Here is a 23,688-nt window from a genome sequence, read left to right on the forward strand (position 1 = left end):
GTTGGAGATTAGCCGAAATGCGGAGAAGGAATTTTGTCTAATCTCTAAAAGTCCAGCCTTGCTGTGGTAAACTGGTCCGGGCATTGTACTATTTCCCGCCAACCAATCCCAGTAAATCATTTTTATTGAGCGAGTTTAAAAATGATGTATCCGCCTTTATCAAATCGTTCGCCAGGTCGGTTTTGGTTTCCTGCAGCAGCATGATCTTTTCTTCTACTGTCGCAGGGCAAATCAGGCGAACGGCAACGACCCGCTTGTCTTGACCAATACGGTGACAGCGGTCTATCGCCTGGTTTTCAACTGCAGGGTTCCACCATGGGTCTACAAGGTAAACGTAATCAGCCTCGGTCAGGTTCAAACCTGTGCCTCCCGCTTTCAGGCTCACCAGGAAAACCCTAACATCAGGGTTATTTTGAAATTCCTCTATAACTGCCTGCCGGTTGCGGGTTTGGCCGGTAAGGTAAGTAAATCCGATCTGCCTGCTTTTCAACTCTGTCCTGATCAAATCAAGCATCGACACAAACTGCGAAAACACCAGTATTTTATGCAGGTGCATTTTACCTTCAATTTGCTCAAGCAGCATATCAATTTTAGATGACGCATTACCGGGCATCTTCTCCCCCTTTATCAACAGCGGCGAGTCACAAATTTGCCGCAGGCGGGTAATGCCTTTCAGTACATCCATGGATTTTTTCTCCAGTTGTTCGCTCGTAGTTGCTGAAATGTAATCCCTGAACTGTTTTTCGTAAGCATCGTAGATGGTGCGTTGCTCGGGTTTCATATCGCAATACACAACCATTTCGGTTTTCTCCGGCAAATCAGTGGCTACCTGTTGTTTGGTGCGGCGCAGTACAAAGGGCCTTATCTTATTTTGCAGTTCCATAGCCCGTTTAGTGCTCTTAAACATATCAATGGGCGATGAATATATCTGCTTAAAATACAACTTGCTACCTAGCAAACCGGGGCAGGCAAAAGACAATTGCCCGTAAATATCGAAGGTGTTATTTTCAATCGGTGTCCCGGTCATCACTATTTTATTGCGCGATTTCAGCAGCCTTGCAGCCTTATAACGCTGCGATTCAGGATTTTTAATCTGCTGCGACTCATCTAAAAAGATGTAGTTAAACACATAATCCTTCAAAAACACAATATCAGCCAACAGGGTACCATACGAGGTAAGTACCACTTCGTAACTGTCAAAATCATGAATATTTTTAATGCGGTCGACGCCATAAATAGTGCGAACCCTTATCGATGGCGCAAATTTTTCAATTTCCTGCTGCCAGTTAAAAATGAGGGAAGTAGGCACCACAACCAGGTTGGTGTTACGCGGACTTTTCTCTCGTTGCGACAGGATAAAGGCAATAACCTGTACCGTCTTACCTAAGCCCATGTCATCGGCAAGGCAGCCGCCAAAATTAAAATCGTCCAAAAAATTCAACCAGCTTAACCCCTGCTGCTGGTATGGTCGCAGGCTGCCAACAAATGCCGACGGAGTATCGATTGGTTTAATAGAGGTAAAATCTGTTAACCTTTGATGGTAGATGCTGATTTCATTCCTTACCTGCTCATCCAGCATTATTTCATCAAACAATTGCTCAATAACCGTAAAGTTGCTCCGCGCTATCTGCAGCGTTTCGTCATCCGTAATCTCACCCGAATTGAAGTAGCCGTTAAATTTTTCCAGCCATTCGGTAGGCATTATGCCCATCGTGCCATCATCCAACTGCACGTATTTAGTTTTATTTTTTACCGCGCGGTAAATTTGCTTAAGTGATGCCCTTGTTTTACCGAATTTAGCATTTGCCACCACATTAAACCAATTAACGCCACTTAACACCTTAATGCTAATTTTTACTTTGTTGGGGTTCAGCTTATTGCCTTCCAGCTCATTAAAACCAAGAATGGTTATATTTTGCCGCTGCCAGTCATCGAATACGCTTAAAAACCAGTCCTCGTCTAAAAAGCGTTTTTTATGCAGATAAAAATAGGCCAGGTCGTTTTCCAGCTGTTCTTCAAAATATGGGTGTTGCTTTACCAGTAACGCCGTAAAATCAATTTCGGCCTCATCATTGCGCCACACCATAAACTCCTTGCCCGTATTATCAACCGAGTATATCTGTTTTTTTGTTCGTACGGATATTTCTACTTCACCATAGCGCATAACCGGGATAATCATTACATGCGCACCAAAATCCGACAGGTAAATTATCCGCTCCGTTTCGTTGGTAAAGCCCTGCTGTTTTAACTGCACCGGGGTGGCGGGGGGAATATGCTTATAATCGATTTTAACTTTTTCCTCCAGGTTCTGCAGCAGCTGTTTTTTGAACTCGTTAAATTTTGAGGCATGCACCAGCAGGTTATCCGGCTGTTTAGTTAAAAGGTTGATCACATTCAGTTGCTGCAGGTTATCGGCCAGGTAAAGACCTTCGCCTGTATCCACAAAATAGCTGAATTTTATTTTCAGGTCTTTTAAATCGTAAAGCCTGTTTTCGATACCCAAGGTAGCCGACAACTCAAAAAATTGATCTTTTGGCTCAACTGCCAGTTTTAACTCACGGGTAATCAGCCCTACCTTTACCGGGAAGATGGACGAGGCGGTAACCTTTTCCGATATCTCGTTATTGTGATAATAAAAATCGTAGCCGGGCGGATTTTTGATAATCGCGCGCAATGCCATAATGTCCGCATCGCTCAGCGTTTTATTAACGTGATTTTGGAATTTGTGGATACCTGTAAAAAACTTAAGTAACTGTGCGTCCTCCGTCTCCCAGATAAAATCCAGGGGCGGCAGGGCCGTTAGCGGGTTTTTTATTTTACCGTCTTTGCTTATTTCAGCTCTGTAAAGTTCAACGAACAGGTATTTGTAATACTTGTGCTGCTTAAGCACAATGCAAACCGCCCCTTCATCATTGCTGCCTGCCGGGGTGTTTTCTGCAGCAACCACATTATTCAGCAGGGCCAGGCTTTGTTTATTTACCGCTATGAGCGACGCTAACCGCGGCTTAATTTCAACCTGTTTGTTGGTATAGTCTATTTTAAAGTAATCGTCAAGGTTGGTTTCGTTTTCCAACCCGTAATCAACAGCAAATTTCTTTAGTTTCCCGTGGCGCAGCTTATCGTCAAAAAAAATCTGCAGTTCGTCGCGCTTAATTATAGCTGATAATACTGCCGCCTGGTGTTCGCATAATTTGTCTTTTTCGGTATTGCAATCGCAGGTTAAGGTCAAATAATCATGCTCCTGCACAACGGTAACGTCAGGGAAAACAACTTTGCTATGTTGGTTGATAAAAACGCCGTGGTCGACCTCGAGCAGCAACGGAAATATGTGCCGGCTATCGGTAAGGTCCGGGTATATTCCGGCATAACTGTGTTGGGCAATGCCTACATCCGTTAACGTATCAATGCGTACGCCTTTTAAAACAACAGCATGTTTTTCGGGGCCGGTAGACTTGTTAGTGGATGGATTGCTCAAAAGAATTTATTGTACCTGTTTGCAGGTAAATATCCGAACAAATAATAGTAATTGGTAACGTGGGGAACAGAAAGCGTTAGAATTGTTTGCGCGGCCTTTTTATACGCTGCATATCGGCACCGCCAGTATTGCGGGAGCCATAGTTAGAGCGCGGCGGTGGTACAGGTTTCTCTTCCCTTATTTTTACGTTGATTTGCCTGCCGCTTACTTTTGTACCGTCAAGTGCTTCAACAGCGCGTTCAGCACCCTCTTTGTCGGCCATTTCAAGAAACGCATAACCTTTGCATATTCTTGTCTTTTTGTCCCGCACAATTTTGATGGTGCTTATATCACCATGGAAACCAACAAGCATCGCGATGTCAAGTTCCGTAAATTCAAGCGGAAAACCGCCGAAAAAAAGTTTAACCATAAATCATAAAACAGTGATGGTTCAAATATAATAACTTGGCGGATAAAAGCACTATTAATTATTTATTGACGGCTTAAGCAGAATTATATTATCCGGGCGGTAAATTGTTCCCCCGGGCTTTCAATTTCCTTCCTGCAATCGCTGTAACACGTAAGGCGCAATCACGGCCTTTGCACTTTCAACGCCTGGATGGATGCCATCAGGAACATATTTTAAATATTCATTTTTTCCATGGTCAAGTATTTTCCTCCAGCGTGGGTAATGGTCAATCAACAATAGCTTTCTTTCTGCAGCAACCTGCCGGTAAACTTCATAATAAGCTAAAATATTGGGGCGGGCATCGGCATGAACATTAATGGGGATGTTCATAATTTGTAATATCACTTCACATTGCGGTTTATAAAGTTTTAGCCTGTCAATCATATAGTTAAGGTTCAGCTTTGCCAGATCGGGCGATGTTTTGTAATTCAGGAAGGCATCATTCATACCAAATTCAATAATCACCGCATCCGGTTTTTTGTTAATTACACTGTCTTCAAAGTTCTGTACTCCCCACCCCGACCACATTGCACTTTTAGCGGCATTAACCGTTGTTAAATTATTGTTGTATTTCTTATTCAGCGAATCGTTAACGGCATTTACCCATGCCCTGCCACCCTCACCGGCGGTTAAACTTGTACCGTAGGTTACCAACAACTGGTGTTTACCGGCCGCAAGATTTTTTATCAGCAGAGATTGGGCATAAGCAAACTGCGCTATAAACAAAGACGCAATTAACAGGTAAATAGAATTTAGCTTCATTTTTCAAATATACAGCTTGATCCTAATAAATATCCACTACCGTTGCGCACCCCTACATTAACTCTACAAAATTTCGTATTTCCTGTGTAAAATATCAACCCACTTTACGCGCGAAACTCTTTTTCATAATAATTAACCAAAAATCCTGTGAATTAACCGTATCGCAACAAATAATGCTTTTAGTCGATTATCGCATTTAAACCAAAGCAACCTCTATTTTAACGCTCCTGTAATGTGAGCAGCTCGTATCAAAACATATATAAACTATTTATAATCAATTATTTATACGCATTATATAACTTTACATGCATAAACCTTAATTAGTTTACCACATACTTAAAAAGTCTCCACCCCATTTAATTACGGGTTGTGGGTTATTTACCCCGATGTGGTTTGATTAAAAACATTAACCAATAACTAACACATATTATTAACCTTTAATTACTACATTATGAAATCAAAATTCAACTCTTACCTGTTGATGGCCTTTGCGGCGGCGCTGTTTGTTTTATCCTCATGCCGAAAGGAAAACAAAGCCGACTATGCGCCAAAGCCGGTGGATCTATTATCAAAAAACACAGAAACGGCCCTGCCGGTAACCGCTGCCAGTTTTAAAGTGATAGGTTATATGCCCAGCTGGGAAGGCGATGTAAATACTGTTCAATACAGTAAGCTCACGCACATAAACTACGCGTTTCTTATCCCCAATACCAATGGCAGCCTGCAAGCGCTGGATAACACACCTAAGTTTACGAGCCTTGTTGCCACCGCTCACAACAACGGTGTTAAGGTGATAATATCCGTGGGCGGAGGTGGCGGAGGAGATGCTTTCCATACCATTGTTGCCAGCTCCGGCACCCGCACCGCTTTTGTAAACAACATGGTGGGCTTTGTGAACCAGTATAACGCCGATGGTGTGGATGTAGACTGGGAGTTTCCATCTGCCGGCGCCGAGGCCAGTAATTTTTTACTGATGATGCAGCAATTAGCCACCGCAATGCATAACAATGGCAAGCTTTGCACTATTGCCGTTATTTCAACCGGTGCAACATACATCACCAGCGGCATGTTTACGGCGCTCGATTGGTTGAATATAATGGATTACGACGACAATAATTTTCAGCACTCCACCTACCAATCAGCTGTTGATTGTTTGAATTATTGGGCCGGCAGGGGCTTGCCGGTTGAGAAAACAATTTTGGGCGTTCCGTTTTATGGCCGCGACAACCGTTACGATTATTTAACCGTTAACTACAACGCGATTTTGTCGCAAGGCGGCAGCCCCAATTCAGATACATTTCAAACCATTGGCTACAATGGTATCCCCACTATTACCAGCAAAACAAACCTTGCCTTTACCAATGGCATTGGCGGTATGATGATTTGGGAACTGGCCGGCGATGCTAACGGCGTTAACTCCTTGTTATCGGCTATTCATAATGTGATAGTTGCTCATTCAGGCGGCGGCACTGGCGCCCCTATCGGCCAAAATATTACATTGAAAGGCTTCAATAACCTATATGTAAGCGGCGAAAACGGCACCCAAGCCATGAATTGCAACCGCCCTACCCCGCAAGCCTGGGAAACATTTACCGTAGTTGATGCGGGTGGCGGCAAAATTGCTTTGCGAAGCCAGGGCAAATACGTATCGTCAGAAAATGGTACACAGGCCATAACCTGTAACCGCGCCACTTTTAGCGACTGGGAAAAATTCGATTGGATAACAACCGCCGATGGTAAGGTTACGCTACGTGGCAATAACGGCAAGTTTATCTCCAGCGAAAACGGCACACAACCCATGACCTGTAACCGGGCTACTGCCGCAGGGTGGGAAGCGTTTGGGGTGAATCAGTAATTCAGGATAAAGTCATCAAAAAAAGCCCGCATTATTTTGCGGGCCTCGTTTATTTTTTACTGTGTTGCTACCTGTTCTTCATCACGCGCATACTCGATATTTTGTCGTTCCATTCAGGCGGCAGGCAATCGATATCATTGGTGTAGGTTATGCTGGCTCCCCTATAGTTATCATCCTGGTAAACGGTAACCGACCAACCCCATGGTATTTTTAACGAGGATATTTTATCATTACCAACGCCAAGCTGGTAATCGCGGTACCAGCCTTCGCCAAATGATTGACTTTCGCTTCTATAGTTACAGTCCTTGTAAACAACAACGGGGTTGTTAACATAGTAATTGCTTAATCTGCTGACGCGCATGCTCGATATCCTGTCGTTCCAGCCTTGAGGCATGCAGTCAACCGTATGGGTAAATACCCGGCTAGCACCCCCAAAGTTATTGTCTTCGTAAACGGTAACTATCCAGCCACGTGGTATCTTTAACGACGACATCCTATCGTTGCCCACCCCAAGTTCATCGACCCGAAAATTACCCTCGCCAAAGGCTTTGCTTACACTTTGAAAATTACAATCCCGATAAACAACAACTTGGTCGTCACCGTTATAATTGTTGTTATTATAATTATTGTAGTCGCCTCTTCTGCTAACCTTTATGCTCGATATCCGGTCATTCCAGTTTGGCGGCAGGCAATCAATGGTGCCGGTGTATACCTGGCTTTGTCCCTGGAAGTTGTCGTGCTCGTAAACAGTAACTGTCCAGCCCATCGGTATCCTGATCGAGGAGATTTCATCATTGCCAATACCAAGCTGGTAATTACGGAATGAGCCCTCACTCAATACGGCACGCTGCCCTTTAAAGTAGCAATCCTGGTAAACCACAACCTCACCCTCACGATAGTTTCCGAAGTTGTTGTCTCGCCTGATATGTACGCTGGACACTTCGTCGTTCCAATCATCGGGTAAGCAATCAACCGCTGTATTATACGACCGTCGCTCGCCCTGGAAACCATCATCCTCGTAAATGGTTATTATCCACCCTTTTGGCACCCATATGGATGATATTTCATCGTTGCCAATACCCAGTTGGTTAACCGTATACCACCCCTCCTCAAACGATTGCGCCTGACCTTTAAAACCGCAATCGCGGTAAACGGTAACCCTGTTGTTGTAATTTTGGGCGAAAACGTTACAAAGCAGGAGGTTAAGCGCAATGGAAAGGAGTATTTTTAGTCTCATAAAAATGATATTATTTAGTAGTTGAAAATAATAATATTTTGTGAAACCAACCTGATTTTTAATAAGAAATGATAATTACATCTTTATCGCCAACGTTTCTTCTATTTGCTTAACTAAATTAACTTAGCAAATCATACCATCCACTATGCTATTCCATTTCAAAGACAAATTTCCGCAACTAACTGCATATTGGGATAGATACCTGCCGCTGCAAAAGCGGATGGAAGTGCCGGCGAAAACAGTATTGCTGGAGGAGGGAAAAACATCATCCAATTACATATTCATAGAAAAAGGCTGCGTACGGTTAGCTTTTAATAATAACGGCACCGATAAAACAGTGCAGTTTTTTTTCGAGAACGAAGGACTTACTTCTCTTGAAAGCTTTTTGAAAAACACACCAAGCCTTTTTACTATCGAAACGATTGAACCATCAGTAATATACGCTCTGCCCAAAAAGCACTTCCAGGATTTGATGACTGAATTAAGCGTCGAACCCGGTTTTGCGGATATGATTTTAAATATCTTTGCCGAACGGCAACTCCATTATATGCACGAATTTGTTTCGTTTATAAGAGATACGCCCGAACAACGCTACCAAAATCTTTTGAATGAACGGCCGCACATCGTTCAACGGGTACCACAGCATTACATCGCTTCTTACCTCGGTATCAGCCGGGTACATTTAAGCAGGATAAAAAGCGCACTTGCGAGGAAGCGGTAGTTCTGAGTCTAAAGTCCAAGTCTTGAGTCAAAGGCCTTAAATCAATATTTTCCGAAATGCGACTTAGGGTTTTCGGCTCAAGACTTTTGCCTTCACTTGGTAACATATGTTATCGTTTGCCTTTCCCTATCAACCTAATTTTGTCTTAGCAAAAGAAAATAAGATGAAAGCAGCAGTAATGTACCAAAAGGGGGAACTACCCCAATATACAGATTTCCAGGAGCCAACCATTCAAAACAACGAGGTATTAGTAACCGTGAAGGCCGTGGCTATAAAACATTTTGATAAAGGAAAGGCAACAGGCAAACACTACTCAAGCGATGCGCCACGGGAAGGCGGGCGCGTAATTGGTGGCGATGGCGTTTGCCTGATGGACGACGGCACCCGGGTATACGGAATAGGTGTAAGCGGGATGCTTGCCGAAAAGGCCCTGGTTGAAAAAGACAGAATTGTAAAACTTCCGGCTGGAGTAAGCGATGTAGCCGCAGTTGCACTGGCCAATGCCATTATTGGTTCGGCTATGGGCCTTAAATTTAAAGCTGATATCCAACCAGGAGATGTCGTGTTAATTAATGGTGCTACCGGTTTTACCGGACGGGTTGCCGTCCAAATTGCAATGCACTACGGCGCAAAAAAGGTAATTGCGACCGGGAGAAATCAACAATCGCTTGAAGATCTGCTGGAATTAGGAGCTGATGAAATAATTTCTGTTAAACAGGGTGATGAAAGTTTTATCGCTCAAATAAAAGCCATCCATGCAGCAACACCTATTGATGTGATCATCGACTACCTTTGGGGTCATACCGCCGAAATGATACTGACTGGCCTGACCGGCAAAGGATCCTTTACAAACAAAACCCGGTTTGTTTCGGTAGGCAGCATGAGCGGCGATATTATCCAGCTATCTGCAGCAAACCTGCGCAGTGTCGATTTGCAGTTGACAGGCTCCGGCCTGGGCAGTTGGTCAAAGCTGCAAGTAGCTGAACTTTTCTCGGAAATTTTACCGGAAATGTTTCAACTGGCTGCCGACGGGAAACTAAAGGTTGAAACCATCGAAGTTAAACTGGAGAATATAGCCGAACTTTGGGATCTTGAAGTCCCTGATGGGCGGCGGTTAGTGGTTACAATATAAATTATATAAACGTCTGCGGGTAATCCGTTACCCGCAGACGTTTGTTTCAATAGATTAGTTAAACGATTGCCTAAACTCCAAAGGCGAAAGGTTTGTCTTCGTTTTAAACAACTTACTGAACGACTGTGGGTGTTCAAACCCCAGTTCATACGCAATCTCGCTAACCGATAAATCAGTGGTAGATAATCTTTCTTTTGCCTTCTCCATTAACTTATCGTGTATATGCTGCTGCGTACTTTGCCCGGTTAACGTTTTTAGTAATCCGCTTAGATAACCAGGCGATACATTTAATGTGTCGGCAATGTATTGGACCGTTGGCAACCCTTTTTTTGTCAATACATCGCCTGCAAAATATGCAGTCAGTGTTTCTTCCAATCTATTTAAAATCTGGTGGTTGGTTATTTTCCGGGTAATGAACTGGCGGTGATAAAACCGGTCGGCGTAATTGAGCAACAAATCCAGCTGGGCAACAATGATGTCCTGGCTGAATTTATCGATGTTTGAGCGGTATTCCTGCTCCATATTCTGCATCATATCGGTAATCTTTGTTTCTTCTTTTTCTGAAAGATACAGCGCCTCATTTACCGAATAATCAAAATACTCGTACTGTTTTATCGTTTTGGCCAGGGTGGTGTTCCAAAAAAAATCGGGATGTACAAGCAACAACCATCCCGAATGCCTTAAGTCCGAACCTTTTTCAATCTCGAGCCCGAATACCTGCCCCGGGGATATAAAAAACATAATGCCTTCATCAAAGTCATATTCCTGCTGCCCGTACTTAAACCTGGCATTAAAATTTCTCTTTAACGAAATGGAGTAAAAATCAAACACCAGGCTTATCGACTCATTATAAGGCAAGTGTTTAATCGATTCAAAATTTATTACGCTGATTAACGGGTGCTCCGGTTTTGGGAGTCCCATAACCCGGTGGTATTCACTTATCGTTTTTATCCGTAGCGGTTGGGTAGCTGCCATATCACAATATACTTATTTTTGATTAAAAACAGCAGCAAATTCCTTTGCAAAATCCGCCAGCTTTACTTTGCCCAACGCCGGCCTGTGGCGGTAATAATCTTCTGTTAATATACCATTGTGCTGGCTTACAAACATCTCTGCTAAACCTGTGGCAATACCGGGGGGCATCCCGGCGGCCTCTAATCCCTGCTGCATTTGTTCACCGCTGATTAAATTCCATTTTAAGCCGGGCATACCAATTGCTTCGCCTAATATCCGTGCAGTTTCGTTGCCGGTAAGCTCGTCACTGGCCACATATGCTACTTTTCTTGCTGTTGCGGGCGTTTCCAGTTCTTCTGCAACGGCAGCGGCAATATCTATTGGCGACACCCATACCAGCATATCATCGGCGCCGTATGCTGCCGCCATATGGCTCTCTTTTTTTATCATCGGCAAAAAGCTGTATAAATTGTAATAGAAACCAACCGGACGCATAAATGTTATGGCAACATCCGACAGTTGGTTCAAAACACCCTCCACCGCATGGTGGCCGAGGATCAGCCCCGAACCCTTTTCTAAATGCGCACCAACACTGCTGAGATGCACTACCCGTTTTACACCCGACTGCCTGATTGCTTCGGCATAATTATTCCCAATGACTTTGCATGATGCTATTACGTCGAGGTCGGTGTTAAAATAATTACCCGGCGGCACCATGGTGTACACGGCATCGGCACCGGTAAAAGTGTCCGTCAAAAAATTGATATCAGCCACTGTACCAATGGCCGCTGTCGCTCCTAATGCCTCTATCTCTTTTTGTCTTTCGCGGTTACTGCTTATAACGGTGACTTCGTGCCCTTTTTGCACTAACGCTTCGGTAAGTGGCTTGCTGATGTGTCCTAATGAACCTGTTACTTTGATTTTCATATTCCTGTTTCTTGATACTACAAAGGTGGACAGGAATAAATGGGGTGATGTAGTCTAGTCTGCGGTTGTTGTAGCCAAAAAAAATTGTGGTTGTATTACTTTGATTTAGGAACATTGCATACCACGAAATTTTTGTTTTAAAATTAATTTTGGTAAATTAGCATGTGAAATCGCGATAGGTGAAAATCAAGCAAAAAACTAATCCATCGCATAAATTAACCCTAACCAACCTTACCATGAAAAAACTACCTGTTATTATCTTATTGCTTGCAATTGTATGCAAAACCACACTGTTGAGTGCACAAAATAATCTTACAAAGATTTACGACGCGGCAACAAAACTCTCTATGATTGCCGACAGCACCCAAAACATCGATACATTGATGACTTTAACTCCATCTAACCCCGTGCTTAAGTGGAAAACAATCAAAGGAAAAAACTATGTATTAATGGCATCATTTACCAATTACCTAAAAGCCTACCCCGTAGGAGATTCAACAACAACTACCAGGGAGACCTGGATGTTTATCCCTGGCCAGATGCAGGGCCGGCTACGTAATATTATGCGGCCAAAAACCGATACAATTTTGAAGCTAAATGAAATGCTTGGCCTTCCCCCGGTATCTGGTTACACCCATATCGCACAATACTGGGTGCAGGTCGACAGCGTTTTCAGGCCGGCCGGTAGTCAGAACGTTACGGCAGCAAAAGCCTCGGGAACGTTGTCTTTAAATGCTACCCCGCGATACAAACTTTGGTTTAACAACAAAATTATCTCATCATATTTTCAACCGCTTACAGGTACCCAGGTCTATTATCCGTGGACACGCATGGGCTACACCTACAATTGGGCGCCGGGCTCCAACCGGGTTGGGGTAAGCGAATTCGTATTAAATGCGAATTCAGGAATATGGGTGGAAGCTGTTTATAAAGCCAGCGACTACTTTAAAAATTAGATTTTACGCAGTCAGTAAAAACAATAAGGGCCGGTGACCACCGCCCTTTTTTTGTTCAATTGGTTGCGATAGGGTTACAACATAAACCCATTAAAAGTCAAGTTCTGCACCAATTCCCAGACGAGATGATTTCAAATAAATGAAATTCAATATTTTTGACAACTTCCAACCAAAAAAGCTTATTTTCACCTTGATTATAAACGCTTTAAATAACTGCAATGCTTAATTATTATCCATCGCTGGTGCAAAACACCTTTAAAAAACTGCTTGCTGCCGCAGCTTTGTTTTTGTTTTTTAACAGCGCATTATACGCACAAAAAACAAATACTTTTGCTAAAGGCAGCCCCGAAGCAGCCGGCGTTTCAGCTGCCGGTATTGATAGTTTCCTGAATGCAGTTGCGAAAAGCAAACATGAGTTTCATAGCTTTATGTTCCTGCGCCATGGCAAGGTTATAGCCAGCGGTTGGTGGAGCCCGTACCAGGCAACGCTACGGCATAGTCTTTACAGCTGCAGTAAAAGCTTTACCTCAACGGCCATCGGTTTCGCAGTGAGTGAAAAACGAATCACAGTAAACGATAAGGTAACCTCTTTTTTTCCGGGCAGCCTGCCGGACACTATTAAGCCATACCTTGCAGCGCTCACCATAAAAGACCTTTTGACTATGACCGCCGGGCAAGACCCCGACCCTACTTTTAGTGTAGTAGCTAGCCAGGACAACTGGGTAAAATCATTCCTTGCCTTACCTATTGTCCACAAGCCGGGCAGCCAGTTTTTGTACAATACGCTGGCAACGTTTATGCTATCAGCAATTGTGCAAAAAGTAACCGGGGAAAAGGTAGTCGACTACCTTAAACCACGCCTGTTTGATCCGCTAGGAATACAGGGTATGGATTGGGAAATTAACAAACAGGGGATTAATACAGGTGGCTGGGGATTACGGCTAAAGACGGAAGATCTGGCAAAAATGGGTCAGCTTTACCTGCAAAAAGGTGTGTGGAAAGGGAAACAGTTATTGCCAAAAGAATGGGTTAAAGAAGCCACCACTTTCAAAATAGACCAGGCGCCGGGGGCAGATCAAAGTAAAAAAGACGCAAGTGATTGGATGCAGGGCTATTGCTATCAATTTTGGCGCTGCCGCCACAACGCATTCAGGGCCGACGGTGCTTTCGGACAGTATATTGTGGTAATGCCCGACCAGGACGCCGTGATCGCCATCACCTCCGAAACAAGTGATATGCAGGGCGAACTTGACCTTGTGTGGAAATATTTACTGCCTGCCATGCACCCGGCTACCTTGCCTCCCGACCAAGGGAGTGAAACAAGGCTCCAAAACCATTTAGCCGCGTTGAACTTACCGCCCTTGAAAAACACGGAAAATGCTGCGAACACGGAATTCAAAAAAGTTTTTTCGATACAACCCAATAATTTACACATTAGCTCAATAGCATTTGCCATTGACGGTAATGTTTGCCACGTTACTTTAAAAAAGGATTCGGCGAACTATGTGTTGAATTTCGGGAGCGGTAAGTGGATAAACGGCCAAACAGCTATGCAGGGCCCGGGTTTGGTAACGGCAGCCCGGGAAGATTTTTCCTTTATGGCGCCTTATAAAATAGCAGGCAGTTTCGCCTGGCAGGACAGCCAAACGTTACAAATAAAACTACGCTACACCGAAAGCCCACACTCGGAAACAATTACATTTCACTTCAACCAACAACAACTGGATGCAGATGTAGCGTATAGTTTTAATTACGGCAGCAATAAGATCGCATTACATGGGGAAGCAGGAAAATAATAGTAGAGTACAATATCACTCAGTCTCACTTTTTAATTTTTGTTTTTGCTGACGGCTAATTTGCTATCATTCATAAATTACGCCGGATGTTGGTGTCTCCTTCAACTCAATCCGGCTCAGTTGCGGAAGTAATGGTTTAATATTAGTCCATAACCAGGTAGCCAGCATTTCTGCAGTTGGGTTCTCCAGACCTGGAATATTGTTAAGCAGCGAATGGTCAAGGGTATCGACGATGGGTTTAACAATTGCTTTTAAATCACCGTAGTCCAGCAACCATCCCTCCGGTTGCTTTAATTCACCTTGTGCGTAAACAGTTAAAAGATAAGTATGCCCGTGCATTTGCCTGCACTTATGCCCTTCGGGCACATTCGGCAAAAAATGCGCCGAATCGAAAGTAAATTGTTTGTATATAATCATAATAGTTAATCCCGCCCCAACAGCAATTGCAAATAGTCAAGTCTGCGGCTTTTTAGTCCGCAAGACATAACCAGCAACTTCGGATCGGCCTTACAACTGGAACACCCTTGCTGTTTTTTGCGAAAGTGCGAAATAACAACGGGGCAAAAAATGACCCTCGTCAGTTAGGAAACTGATTGTCTTCATATAAAAAGCCAGGCCGTATGGTCAATTTTGCCAGCTATATTATCCGTACTAAATGGTTTCAAACAATAAAAATAACCGGTGGGTAAGCATTTGGCTTGCAGTTGGAGTTGTTATGTTAATGGTGCAGGTGTTACTCGGCGGCATTACCCGGCTCACCGGTTCCGGGTTGTCAATAACCGAATGGCAGCCGCTACTTGGTGCCTTACCTCCTATGAATGACCAGGCATGGATGAAAAGTTTCGAAAAATATCAACAGATAGCCCAGTTTAAGAAACTGAACAGCCATTTTGCCCTGGCCGACTACCAGGCCATTTTCTTCTGGGAGTGGCTGCACCGGGAATGGGCACGTTTCATGGGGCTGATATTTATCGTTCCATTTATATTTTTCCTAATCAAAAAAAAGATCTGCGATAAAATGATAGGCCCGCTTATCATACTATTTCTACTGGGCGGGCTGCAGGGTGGTATTGGCTGGCTGATGGTACAAAGCGGGTTAAACGACACTGATGTGGCCGTCAGTCACATCCGGCTTGCAATTCATTTTGTTTGCGCACTGTTATTACTGAGCTATCTGCTATGGTTTGCACTTAATGTTGGTATGGCTAGCCGCAAGTCTGTAGGTTTCAACCGGTCAAACAGGTTGCTGCAGCTACTTTTGGGCCTGGTGTTTTGTCAGCTTACCTACGGAGCATTTATGGCAGGCACCCACGCTGCCTTGCTAGCGCCAACCTGGCCCGATATTAACGGATCAATAATTCCCCAGGGTCTGTTTACCTCCCGTGGTATCATTTATGATTTACTTTACAACCCGATGATGATTCAGTTTATTCACCGCGGCCTGGCTTATATCGTTACCATTTTGATTATTGTCTTTTTTTACCGGTCGGGGAAATTATCCGGTCGCATGCCGCTCAGGCAGTTCAGGTGGGTGCCTTTTTTGCTCGTCATTGCACAGGTGATACTCGGTATACTGGCGCTGATAAATAGTATATTCCGGTCTGGGATTTATTTCTCCGTTTTACACCAGTTTGTGGGTATGTTACTGCTCATGTCGCTTGTTACCGCAAATTTCCTGGCCAAAACAAGAAGTGCCACATGTACAACAATATCGAAAATGAAAATCTAAGAGAATAAACTGGCCTCATTAGATAACCAAGGGCTTATCGGGTATAAAAGCAGAAAAAGCCTAAAATCGAAAGATTTTAAGCTTTTTACAATTATTCAGCGGAGAGGGAGGGATTCAAACCCCCGGTACCTTGCAGTACACCTGATTTCGAATCAGGCACATTCGATCACTCTGACACCTCTCCTTTTTTTATTCAGAAATAAAAAATCCCGTAACCTACGGGACTTTTTATACTGGCGGTGAGGGAGGGATTCGAACCCTCGGTACAGTTTCCCGTACGTCAGTTTAGCAAACTGATCCTTTCGGCCTCTCAGGCACCTCACCATGTTTAGCCTTTCGGCCGGCATTCCAATAATTCCCTTTTTTTCGGGATTGCAAATATAGCAATTAGGCTTATCCCTCAAAAAAAAAGTTCTTTTTAATCGTAATCTACCCGCACATGGTAAATACTCATCAGCATCCGCTTAAAAATCACCTTGATGGTTTCGATATCTTTAAGGGTTATATCACTGTCTTTCAATTGGTTTTGATCGAGTTTGTATTTTACTATCCTGTCGACCAGGTTGCTTATCGATTGTTCGTCCGGCTCCTTTAATGCGCGCGATGCGGCCTCAACTGAGTCGGCAAGCATCAAAACACCCTGTTCTTTTGAGAAAGGAATGGGTCCCGGGTACCTAAAAGTGTTCTCGTCGATGAATTTTTCAGGAAAATTTTTCAAAAATGACTGGTAAAAATAATCCACCCTTGTGTCGCCGTGGTGTGTGCGGATAAAGTTTACCACAATCTCGGGCAGGTTGGCTTTACGCCCCATCTCAATACCCTGGCTTACGTGCCTGATTATTATTTGGGCGCTCTCCTGGTACGGCAGCTTATCGTGCGGATTAAAGCCCGACGTTTGGTTCTCAATAAAAAACAACGGGTTCTCCATTTTACCAATATCATGATACAAAGCCCCTGCCCTAACCAGCAATGCGTTGCCACCAATGCTGTATATGGCGTTCTCAGCCAGGTTTGCCACCTGCAGCGAGTGCTGGAACGTGCCGGGTGCAGTAAATGCCATTTCGCGCAGCAAAGGCGCATTGGTATTGGTAAGTTCTATTAAAGTAATGTCGCTGGTTATGGCAAATATTTTTTCGAAGATGTAAATAAGCGGGTAAGCCAGCAAGGTTAGCAGCACACTTACTATAAATGGCACAAAGTCCATCCAGTCGATACTCCTGATGCTGCCTTCGCGAATAAACGAAATACCGAGGAAAGCCACGAAATAAGTAAAAGTGATAATCAGCGCCGATATTAAAAATTGCTCGCGGCGTATCAGGTTTTTGATGCTGTAGATGGATACCATCCCCGCAGTTATTTCAAAATAAGCGAACTCGAAGCTGTTTGGTACAAAAAAGCCCGCTATCAACACTACCAGCAGGTGAATGTTTAGCGCCAAACGGGTATCAAACAGTATGCGAATAATTATAGGTACAATACAATAGGGTATGTAGTATAAATTGGGCAACTGCAGTTTTATAGCTATTGATAAGGTAAACAGCATTGCGGTAATAACCAGCAATATCAGGCTCACCAGGCGGTTATCAGCGTAAATATCCTTGCGAAAAAGGTATAGAAATACAATCAGCAAAGTAATGGTGATACCCACCAGCAAAAACTGGCCGAGCAGCACCAGTCGCCGGTCGCCGTTTATGCGGGCATTGTCCTCAAAAGCTTTCTTATACGATTGCAGTTTCTGGTAGGCCTCATCGCTAACAACCGAACCTTTGGCTATAATAACATCGCCCTTTTGTACCATTCCCCGGGTTGTCGATAAGTTGTCAATCGCTTCTTTTTCAAGCCTTGATGTTAGCTTATTATCATAAACTAAATTTGGCTGTAGCCGGTTACTTATCAAATCGAGCAGAAAGGCTTTATCCAAATCTTTATTGGCACTTAAAAACTGGTCGCAATAGGCCAGGGCTGTTTGCTTGGTATAAAGGTCGGCGGTGTTTTTATCAGTTGCCAGGTTAAAGGTTAACATCGTTACCTTGTAACTTTCGGCACTCTGTTGATACTTAGGATTTAGCGCTAAAACGCCTTTATCATAAATTGATTTTAGTAAATCATATCCTGCGGATTCGTATTTCGCTTTCTTGTTATCAGGAATACCGGCGTTGTGCCATTTTATTTCAAAATCGTTTTTAAATCCCTCAAGCTGATGCCCCGGCATATCAGCATCAGCCTGGTAAATAGGCGTAATACTTGCCAGCGCAGTTTTTTGGTCATTCTCAATCTCCTGCTGAGTTTTTAGTATCGCGAAATTATAAGGTGAGACTAAGTCCTTCTGGTTCCAGATGCGTCCCTTCTCAATATCGTAACTGAATTTGGCCTGTTTGGGCAGGGTAAATACAATTACACAAATACTCGCCAGCATCATTAAAAACTTAACATTACGCGAGTATTTGCGAAATAAAGCCTTTTGGCGCGAAGTGGATAGTTTTGCCATTTATACGTTTCTACACCAAAATTAATATAAGTTTCGGTTAAATGTTTTTTTTCTTGCTTTTATCAAATCAAAAATGATATCTTTATGATATCATTTTAAAATCACAAAAATCATGAATACCGAAAAAACCATCAACCCACCCTCAGGTTACCTCGCATTCTTTTTATTCTTGTTATTGCTTGCTGCAGCGATAGTATCTTTTGCACTTCATTACATTGCCGCAGGCGTTGCTACTATTTTAATTAATTTTATTTTCGTGTTGCCGGGCCTTGTTATCGTTAACCCCAACGAATCAAAAGTGCTTACCCTTTTTGGCAAGTATGTAGGCACGGTAAAACAGGATGGCTTTTTTTGGGTAAACCCCTTTACCGCTAAAAAGAAAGTATCCTTAAAAGCATTTAACCTTAACGGACAGCAGCTTAAAGTTAACGATAGCGTAGGCAATCCAATTGAAATTGCCGCAGTAATTGTTTGGCAGATAAAAGATACCGCAAGTGCAATTTTTGCGGTTGAAAATTACCTGCAGTACGTAAACATACAAAGCGAAGCCGCAGTAAGGCACCTGGCCAATTCATTTCCTTATGATAATATGGAGGATGAAGGGGCGAACATTACCCTACGTGGCGGGGCCGAGCAAGTAAGCCTTTTATTAGAAAAAGAGCTGAACGAAAGACTTGACCGCGCAGGCATTGAAGTGTTGGAAGCCCGGATATCGCACCTCGCTTACGCGCCCGAAATTGCCCACACCATGTTGCAGCGTCAGCAGGCATCTGCCATTATATCGGCCCGCAGGTTGATTGTTGAAGGAGCGGTTGGTATGGTTGAAATGGCATTGGCCAAATTATCCGAGAAAAAAATAGTTAAACTTGACGAGGAACGCAAAGCCGCTATGGTAAGCAACCTGCTGGTTGTATTATGTGGCGACCGCAGCGTAAATCCGGTTGTTAACACAGGTACGTTATATCATTAATAATATGTTCAACACACTTGATACAAGCAAAACGGACGACCTTTTCATGGTGAGAAAGGGTTGGTTTAGCCACGAGTATGAGTTGACTGACAAGATTTACAGCTACGGTAAAATTACTTATCACCGGCTTTCAATGTGTAAGGCAACCGTGATTTCAGCAACCGGTACATGGATATTTAAGCGCGAAGGCATTTTTAGCCGGACGTTATTAATTACTGGCGAGGATATGGCCATAATAGGTCGGGCAACACAGGCGTTGTTTAGCCGAAAAGTGGTACTAACATTGCAAACCGGGTTTAGTGCCGAATTTAACAGGCCGTCGATTTGGTCGCGGGTGGGTATTTGGAATTCAACCGGGTATGGGGTAATAATGCATATTAAAAGTAATCCTTTTTGCTTAACTGATTTTATACATATTGACCCCAATAAGGCACCCACGAATTTAATTCCTTTATTAATCTTTTTTGGTTCGTTTTTAACAGTTTTGAGAAGGCGAAGACAAGCAGCGCATTAATTATGGCCGAAAAAAAAGCATTTATATTACGCATCAATCCTGAAGTGCTTAAAGAAATTGAGCAATGGGCGGCCGACGAGTTTCGCAGCACCAATGGCCAGGTTGAGTATTTACTGCAGCAGGCTTTAAACGCGCGTAAAAAAGGGGATAGAAAGAAAAAAGAGTCGTAAGTAAAAAGTCTTTAGTTTGTAAAATAAAACGACTGTCGACTTTGGGCTTAAGACTTTCGACTAAAAACTATGCATGCATAATAAAAATTATTAATTTTGCACCACCAAAAGTAACACGCATCCCAAATGAAAGAAGTAGTAATAGTAGCAGCAACCCGTACCCCTATCGGCAGCTTTGGCGGCAGTTTAGCCAGCCTTTCGGCAACACAACTAGGCAGTATTGTAATTAAATCAGCTGTTGAGAAAGCAGGATTAAAGCCCGAGCAAGTGCAGGAAGTTTATATGGGTAATGTGCTTTCTGCCAATATTGGTCAGGCCCCTGCCACTCAGGCGGCAATATTTGCGGGTTTACCTACGCTACCAGCTACTACCATAAATAAAGTATGCGCATCAGGCATGAAGGCTATAATGCTGGCTGCCCAAAGCATAGCCCTGGGACAAAATGATATTGTGGTTGCAGGCGGTATGGAAAGCATGAGCAACGTGCCTTACTATCTCGATAAGGCCCGTAACGGCTATCGCCTTGGCAACGGACAGATTACCGACGGACTAATAAAAGATGGCCTGTGGGATGTTTACAATGATTACCACATGGGTTCGGCTGCCGAGTTGTGTGCTGTTGAATGCAGTGTTAGTCGCGAAGAACAGGATGCGTTTGCGATAGAATCATACAAAAGAGCACTGGCATCACAAGCCGATGGTAAATTTAAGCGAGAAATAACCCCGGTTGAATTAAAAGATAAAAAAGGCGACGTAACCCTTTTTGCCGATGATGAGGAGCCAAAAGCAGTTAAGTTTGATAAAATCCCGTCGTTAAAACCTGTATTTAAAAAAGACGGCACAGTAACAGCCGCTAATGCATCAACTTTAAATGATGGTGCAGCAGCAGTTGTTTTGATGAGTAAGGATAAAGCCGATGAATTGGGCATTAAACCACTGGCCCGTATAGTTGCTTATGCCGATGCCCAACAGGCTCCTGAGTGGTTTACCACCGCACCGTCAAAGGCTATCCCGCTGGCTTTGCAACGCGCCGGACTATCTTCAGATGAAATAGATTTCTTCGAAATAAATGAAGCATTTTCTGTTGTTGCTATTGCCAACAATCAGCTTCTAAAGCTCGACCCGGCAAAGGTAAACGTAAACGGCGGTGCCGTAGCGCTTGGCCATCCGCTTGGTGCTTCGGGCGCGCGTATCATTGTAACATTACTAAGCGTGTTGCAGCAAAATAATGGGAAGTATGGCGCTGCCGGAATTTGTAACGGTGGCGGTGGTGCAAGCGCAATGATTATAGAAAATTTTCGTTAATTAGGGGTGATGAAATCCCTCGTTGTTACCTGCTTCTTACTGGCTGCAATGCCACGCCTTATTTTCGCCCAGCATTCCGACGAAAACGGGCGTATTAAACAATTAAATCTTTACCAGGATACGCTGATTGAACTTGGTAAGAAGTTTATAAACGACGAAAACGACCTTGAGCGGAAAAATGCTAATTATGCGTTTATCAAAACTTTGGTAAATGCTTTAAAAATTCCAAATTCATTTCTTTTCGGGTTCGATTCGGTAAAAAGCATTAAAGTAATAAATTCGCCCGACAATCGCTTTCGTATCTTCAGTTGGAACATAAAAAACAGTGATGGCAGCTATCGTTTTTATGGCACCATACAACTTAATACCGGTGGTAAATTAAAAATGTACCCACTTGAAGATTATTCGCCTTTACTAAAAAATCCGGAAGATTCTGTTACTGACAACCGCAAATGGTATGGCGCCCAATACTATAAAATAGTGCCTGTTTATGCACCCAAGCCATATTACATATTAGTTGGCTGGAAAGGCTATACCGTTGAATCAACCAAGAAAGTAATTGACGTGTTGTCATTTACCGGTGACAAGCCCGAACTCGGCATGCATATTTTCGACGGTAACGGTAAAACACGGGCGCGGGTTGTTTTTGAATATAACCGCGAAGTCTCGATGCTGTTAAGATATGTACCTGAAAATAACACCATTGTTTTTGATCACCTTGCTCCGCCCGACCCTAAATTGAAGGCGCAACATTCAAGTTACGGCCCTGATTTAACCTACAGCGGTTACAAATTAAAAAACGGCAGATGGGTTTACGTTGATAATATCGATCTGAGAAATATGCCCGAGGTCCGCGACGAAGAGTACGTCGACCCAAAGAAACAGGCACAGCTTGATAAGGCAGCGGCAAAGTCGAATTAGAGATTAGTTTATTAGAGGTTAGAGATCAGGAACTTTGTGAAAAGGTGTGGCCTAATTTCTAATTAACTAGTTAACTAATCAACTAACACCCGGCCTTCTTTTGACGGGTGAAATTGATTTAACAATTGTTTGCCCTTTTATTGGCAATTTAACCGGCTTTTGGCGCGAAACTGAGTTCTCATAAGCCATAGCCAATAACTCTTTCACATATTCAGCCGGAAAATCTTCCTTTTTTCGCACCTGGAAGTAACGATATTGAGTGCCGTTACCTATCAATAGTTTTTGCCGGTCGGGAAAATCAACGCCGCGGTTAAACCCAAAGTTAACGTGATCGCTAACTACGGCTACGCTGCAAAACACATCGCCGGCTTTGTCTGTAGGCGACCAGCCAAACGCAACCGCGTTATAATTATCATAAATGAGCTCATTGGTTTCGGGGTATAAATCCCAAACAAACTCGCGCAGCCATAGTGCAGCAGCCTTAACGCTGTCGGGGTAAGGCAGTAAAAATCTCACTAAATCATCAACCGTTTCTTTTCCCATACCGGCAATTATAATCGCTAATTATAACACATCTTATTTTATAAATATAACGTATAAGTAACTGAAAATAAAATTATTGGACATAGCAGATTATATTGATAAAATGTGAGAGCCACGAGTTTATAACGCCCGGAATATTTATTTAACCAATTGAATATAGATAAAAAATAAAAATTTAAACCTGTTGAATCTGTTTGTTTGCTTTTTAAGCAGAGTAACCGGTATTACGCTAATCTGTTAGGCTTTGGTCGTATTACGGACCTTTGTTTGCACATGGCATTTTGCCGTGAAAATACTTTCGTATTTACCGGGCAAAGTTCCTGGAATTGACTGAAGCATAACGGCAGTCGGGTTTTGCTTGCATAGGCAGCCCGTTATAAACACGCGGTTTTATTTCGAACACAAATGTTTACTATCAATATATTTTAAAAATATCAATTAAACAAAATCAAACTTATGGTAATATTACTTACAGCCTACCTGTACAAAAAATTTGGGCATCGTTTAAAATTGAATTCTTTTTTTCAAAAGCGAGCCTGCTCATTGCAACTGCAGCCTGTGACGGTTCAACAACAGCAACAGCCTGGTAAAATCAACGGATTTTAGAAGACGGCTATTTTATTATTTACCTTTGATTTATGCAATTAAAGGTAGATGGCGCGTTACAAAAATTAACAGCCGGCGATGGTGCGTTGTTCGTTAAATTGATGGAGCACGGGTCTATGTCGGTCGAGATTTATCGACCGGTTGAAACAGACAGACAAACCCCGCATTCACAGGACTAG

The 23,688-nt window shown here is 43.2% G+C and carries 21 protein-coding genes and 2 tRNA genes; 12 read left to right on the forward strand and 11 right to left on the reverse strand.

The window, feature by feature from the left end:
* Positions 1–88: 88 nt before the first annotated feature.
* The 3 genes from Q0R52_RS27770 to Q0R52_RS27780 form a co-directional block, all read right to left on the reverse strand.
* Positions 89–3,475, reverse strand: a complete 3,387-nt coding sequence (locus tag Q0R52_RS27770) for a DEAD/DEAH box helicase (protein WP_295801560.1) — start codon at positions 3,473–3,475, stop codon at positions 89–91.
* Between the two features lie 76 nt (positions 3,476–3,551).
* Positions 3,552–3,884 carry an RNA-binding protein gene (locus Q0R52_RS27775; protein WP_295801563.1) on the reverse strand — a complete coding sequence of 111 codons (333 nt, stop codon included), beginning with the start codon at positions 3,882–3,884 and terminating at the stop codon, positions 3,552–3,554.
* 120 nt (positions 3,885–4,004) lie between these two features.
* A complete protein-coding gene (locus Q0R52_RS27780) occupies positions 4,005–4,685 on the reverse strand; it encodes an SGNH/GDSL hydrolase family protein (RefSeq protein ID WP_295801564.1) in 681 nt (226 codons plus the stop codon).
* A gap of 451 nt (positions 4,686–5,136) precedes the next feature.
* Here Q0R52_RS27780 and Q0R52_RS27785 point away from each other — a divergent pair, with 451 nt between their 5' ends.
* Positions 5,137–6,540 (forward strand): glycosyl hydrolase family 18 protein, encoded by a 1,404-nt coding sequence (locus Q0R52_RS27785; RefSeq protein WP_295801566.1) that lies wholly within the window; start codon positions 5,137–5,139, stop codon positions 6,538–6,540.
* A gap of 67 nt (positions 6,541–6,607) precedes the next feature.
* Here the strand turns inward: Q0R52_RS27785 and Q0R52_RS27790 are convergent, their stop codons facing one another.
* The gene (locus tag Q0R52_RS27790) at positions 6,608–7,777 is read right to left on the reverse strand and encodes a beta/gamma crystallin-related protein (RefSeq protein ID WP_295801567.1); all 1,170 of its coding nucleotides are present in this window, start codon (positions 7,775–7,777) and stop codon (positions 6,608–6,610) included.
* Positions 7,778–7,922: 145 nt separating this feature from the next.
* Here Q0R52_RS27790 and Q0R52_RS27795 point away from each other — a divergent pair, with 145 nt between their 5' ends.
* Together Q0R52_RS27795 and Q0R52_RS27800 are read left to right on the forward strand one after the other, a co-directional pair.
* Positions 7,923–8,498, forward strand: a complete 576-nt coding sequence (locus tag Q0R52_RS27795) for a Crp/Fnr family transcriptional regulator (protein WP_295801569.1) — start codon at positions 7,923–7,925, stop codon at positions 8,496–8,498.
* Between the two features lie 163 nt (positions 8,499–8,661).
* Positions 8,662–9,630: a zinc-binding alcohol dehydrogenase family protein gene (locus Q0R52_RS27800; RefSeq protein WP_295801571.1), complete on the forward strand. Its 969-nt coding sequence runs from the start codon at positions 8,662–8,664 to the stop codon at positions 9,628–9,630.
* A gap of 54 nt (positions 9,631–9,684) precedes the next feature.
* On the opposite strand, the gene Q0R52_RS27805 is transcribed toward Q0R52_RS27800, so the two are convergent.
* Complete coding sequence (locus tag Q0R52_RS27805) at positions 9,685–10,605, reverse strand: helix-turn-helix transcriptional regulator (RefSeq protein WP_295801572.1); 921 nt, start codon at positions 10,603–10,605, stop codon at positions 9,685–9,687.
* A 12-nt stretch (positions 10,606–10,617) separates the two neighbouring features.
* Entirely contained in the window at positions 10,618–11,511 is an 894-nt protein-coding gene (locus tag Q0R52_RS27810) for an NAD(P)H-binding protein (RefSeq protein WP_295801574.1), read from the reverse strand.
* A 236-nt stretch (positions 11,512–11,747) separates the two neighbouring features.
* On the opposite strand from Q0R52_RS27810, the gene Q0R52_RS27815 reads away from it, so the two are divergent.
* Positions 11,748–12,467: a hypothetical protein gene (locus Q0R52_RS27815; RefSeq protein ID WP_295801576.1), complete on the forward strand. Its 720-nt coding sequence runs from the start codon at positions 11,748–11,750 to the stop codon at positions 12,465–12,467.
* 218 nt (positions 12,468–12,685) lie between these two features.
* The gene (locus Q0R52_RS27820) at positions 12,686–14,263 is read left to right on the forward strand and encodes a serine hydrolase (protein WP_295801578.1); all 1,578 of its coding nucleotides are present in this window, start codon (positions 12,686–12,688) and stop codon (positions 14,261–14,263) included.
* A 66-nt stretch (positions 14,264–14,329) separates the two neighbouring features.
* Here the strand turns inward: Q0R52_RS27820 and queD are convergent, their stop codons facing one another.
* Positions 14,330–14,680, reverse strand: a complete 351-nt coding sequence (gene queD / locus Q0R52_RS27825; RefSeq protein ID WP_295801580.1) for a 6-carboxytetrahydropterin synthase QueD — start codon at positions 14,678–14,680, stop codon at positions 14,330–14,332.
* 238 nt (positions 14,681–14,918) lie between these two features.
* Between queD and Q0R52_RS27830 the strand changes: the two genes are divergently transcribed.
* Positions 14,919–15,992: a COX15/CtaA family protein gene (locus Q0R52_RS27830; protein WP_295801581.1), complete on the forward strand. Its 1,074-nt coding sequence runs from the start codon at positions 14,919–14,921 to the stop codon at positions 15,990–15,992.
* A 99-nt stretch (positions 15,993–16,091) separates the two neighbouring features.
* Here the strand turns inward: Q0R52_RS27830 and Q0R52_RS27835 are convergent.
* The 3 genes from Q0R52_RS27835 to Q0R52_RS27845 all read right to left on the reverse strand — a co-directional run bounded on the left by Q0R52_RS27835 (position 16,092) and on the right by Q0R52_RS27845 (position 18,480).
* Positions 16,092–16,176 (reverse strand) — tRNA-Ser (locus Q0R52_RS27835).
* Between the two features lie 50 nt (positions 16,177–16,226).
* Positions 16,227–16,316, reverse strand: a tRNA-Ser gene (locus Q0R52_RS27840).
* A gap of 94 nt (positions 16,317–16,410) precedes the next feature.
* Positions 16,411–18,480, reverse strand: coding sequence for an HDIG domain-containing metalloprotein (locus tag Q0R52_RS27845; protein WP_295801583.1), 2,070 nt, complete (start codon positions 18,478–18,480; stop codon positions 16,411–16,413).
* A 112-nt stretch (positions 18,481–18,592) separates the two neighbouring features.
* Here Q0R52_RS27845 and Q0R52_RS27850 point away from each other — a divergent pair, with 112 nt between their 5' ends.
* The 5 genes from Q0R52_RS27850 (at position 18,593) to Q0R52_RS27870 (ending at position 22,360) form a co-directional block, all read left to right on the forward strand.
* The gene (locus Q0R52_RS27850) at positions 18,593–19,450 is read left to right on the forward strand and encodes an SPFH domain-containing protein (protein WP_295801585.1); all 858 of its coding nucleotides are present in this window, start codon (positions 18,593–18,595) and stop codon (positions 19,448–19,450) included.
* A 4-nt stretch (positions 19,451–19,454) separates the two neighbouring features.
* Positions 19,455–19,964: a hypothetical protein gene (locus Q0R52_RS27855; protein ID WP_295801587.1), complete on the forward strand. Its 510-nt coding sequence runs from the start codon at positions 19,455–19,457 to the stop codon at positions 19,962–19,964.
* Between the two features lie 2 nt (positions 19,965–19,966).
* Positions 19,967–20,134 (forward strand): Arc family DNA binding domain-containing protein, encoded by a 168-nt coding sequence (locus tag Q0R52_RS27860; protein ID WP_295801589.1) that lies wholly within the window; start codon positions 19,967–19,969, stop codon positions 20,132–20,134.
* Positions 20,135–20,260: 126 nt separating this feature from the next.
* Positions 20,261–21,439 (forward strand): acetyl-CoA C-acyltransferase, encoded by a 1,179-nt coding sequence (locus Q0R52_RS27865; RefSeq protein WP_295801590.1) that lies wholly within the window; start codon positions 20,261–20,263, stop codon positions 21,437–21,439.
* 9 nt (positions 21,440–21,448) lie between these two features.
* Positions 21,449–22,360 (forward strand): hypothetical protein, encoded by a 912-nt coding sequence (locus tag Q0R52_RS27870; protein WP_295801592.1) that lies wholly within the window; start codon positions 21,449–21,451, stop codon positions 22,358–22,360.
* Positions 22,361–22,438: 78 nt separating this feature from the next.
* Here Q0R52_RS27870 and Q0R52_RS27875 read toward each other — a convergent pair whose 3' ends face one another.
* Positions 22,439–22,903: a DUF1801 domain-containing protein gene (locus Q0R52_RS27875; protein WP_295801594.1), complete on the reverse strand. Its 465-nt coding sequence runs from the start codon at positions 22,901–22,903 to the stop codon at positions 22,439–22,441.
* Positions 22,904–23,541: 638 nt separating this feature from the next.
* On the opposite strand from Q0R52_RS27875, the gene Q0R52_RS27880 reads away from it, so the two are divergent.
* On the forward strand, positions 23,542–23,688 hold the full coding sequence (locus Q0R52_RS27880; protein ID WP_295801596.1) for a hypothetical protein: 147 nt from the start codon (positions 23,542–23,544) through the stop codon (positions 23,686–23,688).

This window comes from Mucilaginibacter sp., assembly GCF_025359345.1.
Lineage (GTDB): Bacteria > Bacteroidota > Bacteroidia > Sphingobacteriales > Sphingobacteriaceae > Mucilaginibacter.

What these genes read in the sequence shown, in the direction of transcription:
- Q0R52_RS27775 (WP_295801563.1), bottom strand. Translation starts at nt 3,884, where the DNA reads ATGGTTAAACTTTTTTTCGGCGGTTTTCCGCTTGAATTTACGGAACTT.
- Q0R52_RS27780 (WP_295801564.1), bottom strand. Translation starts at nt 4,685, where the DNA reads ATGAAGCTAAATTCTATTTACCTGTTAATTGCGTCTTTGTTTATAGCG.
- Q0R52_RS27785 (WP_295801566.1), top strand. Translation starts at nt 5,137, where the DNA reads ATGAAATCAAAATTCAACTCTTACCTGTTGATGGCCTTTGCGGCGGCG.
- Q0R52_RS27790 (WP_295801567.1), bottom strand. Translation starts at nt 7,777, where the DNA reads ATGAGACTAAAAATACTCCTTTCCATTGCGCTTAACCTCCTGCTTTGT.
- Q0R52_RS27795 (WP_295801569.1), top strand. Translation starts at nt 7,923, where the DNA reads ATGCTATTCCATTTCAAAGACAAATTTCCGCAACTAACTGCATATTGG.
- Q0R52_RS27800 (WP_295801571.1), top strand. Translation starts at nt 8,662, where the DNA reads ATGAAAGCAGCAGTAATGTACCAAAAGGGGGAACTACCCCAATATACA.
- Q0R52_RS27805 (WP_295801572.1), bottom strand. Translation starts at nt 10,605, where the DNA reads ATGGCAGCTACCCAACCGCTACGGATAAAAACGATAAGTGAATACCAC.
- Q0R52_RS27810 (WP_295801574.1), bottom strand. Translation starts at nt 11,511, where the DNA reads ATGAAAATCAAAGTAACAGGTTCATTAGGACACATCAGCAAGCCACTT.
- Q0R52_RS27815 (WP_295801576.1), top strand. Translation starts at nt 11,748, where the DNA reads ATGAAAAAACTACCTGTTATTATCTTATTGCTTGCAATTGTATGCAAA.
- Q0R52_RS27820 (WP_295801578.1), top strand. Translation starts at nt 12,686, where the DNA reads ATGCTTAATTATTATCCATCGCTGGTGCAAAACACCTTTAAAAAACTG.
- queD (WP_295801580.1), bottom strand. Translation starts at nt 14,680, where the DNA reads ATGATTATATACAAACAATTTACTTTCGATTCGGCGCATTTTTTGCCG.
- Q0R52_RS27830 (WP_295801581.1), top strand. Translation starts at nt 14,919, where the DNA reads ATGGTTTCAAACAATAAAAATAACCGGTGGGTAAGCATTTGGCTTGCA.
- Q0R52_RS27845 (WP_295801583.1), bottom strand. Translation starts at nt 18,480, where the DNA reads ATGGCAAAACTATCCACTTCGCGCCAAAAGGCTTTATTTCGCAAATAC.
- Q0R52_RS27850 (WP_295801585.1), top strand. Translation starts at nt 18,593, where the DNA reads ATGAATACCGAAAAAACCATCAACCCACCCTCAGGTTACCTCGCATTC.
- Q0R52_RS27855 (WP_295801587.1), top strand. Translation starts at nt 19,455, where the DNA reads ATGTTCAACACACTTGATACAAGCAAAACGGACGACCTTTTCATGGTG.
- Q0R52_RS27860 (WP_295801589.1), top strand. Translation starts at nt 19,967, where the DNA reads ATGGCCGAAAAAAAAGCATTTATATTACGCATCAATCCTGAAGTGCTT.
- Q0R52_RS27865 (WP_295801590.1), top strand. Translation starts at nt 20,261, where the DNA reads ATGAAAGAAGTAGTAATAGTAGCAGCAACCCGTACCCCTATCGGCAGC.
- Q0R52_RS27870 (WP_295801592.1), top strand. Translation starts at nt 21,449, where the DNA reads ATGAAATCCCTCGTTGTTACCTGCTTCTTACTGGCTGCAATGCCACGC.
- Q0R52_RS27875 (WP_295801594.1), bottom strand. Translation starts at nt 22,903, where the DNA reads ATGGGAAAAGAAACGGTTGATGATTTAGTGAGATTTTTACTGCCTTAC.
- Q0R52_RS27880 (WP_295801596.1), top strand. Translation starts at nt 23,542, where the DNA reads ATGCAATTAAAGGTAGATGGCGCGTTACAAAAATTAACAGCCGGCGAT.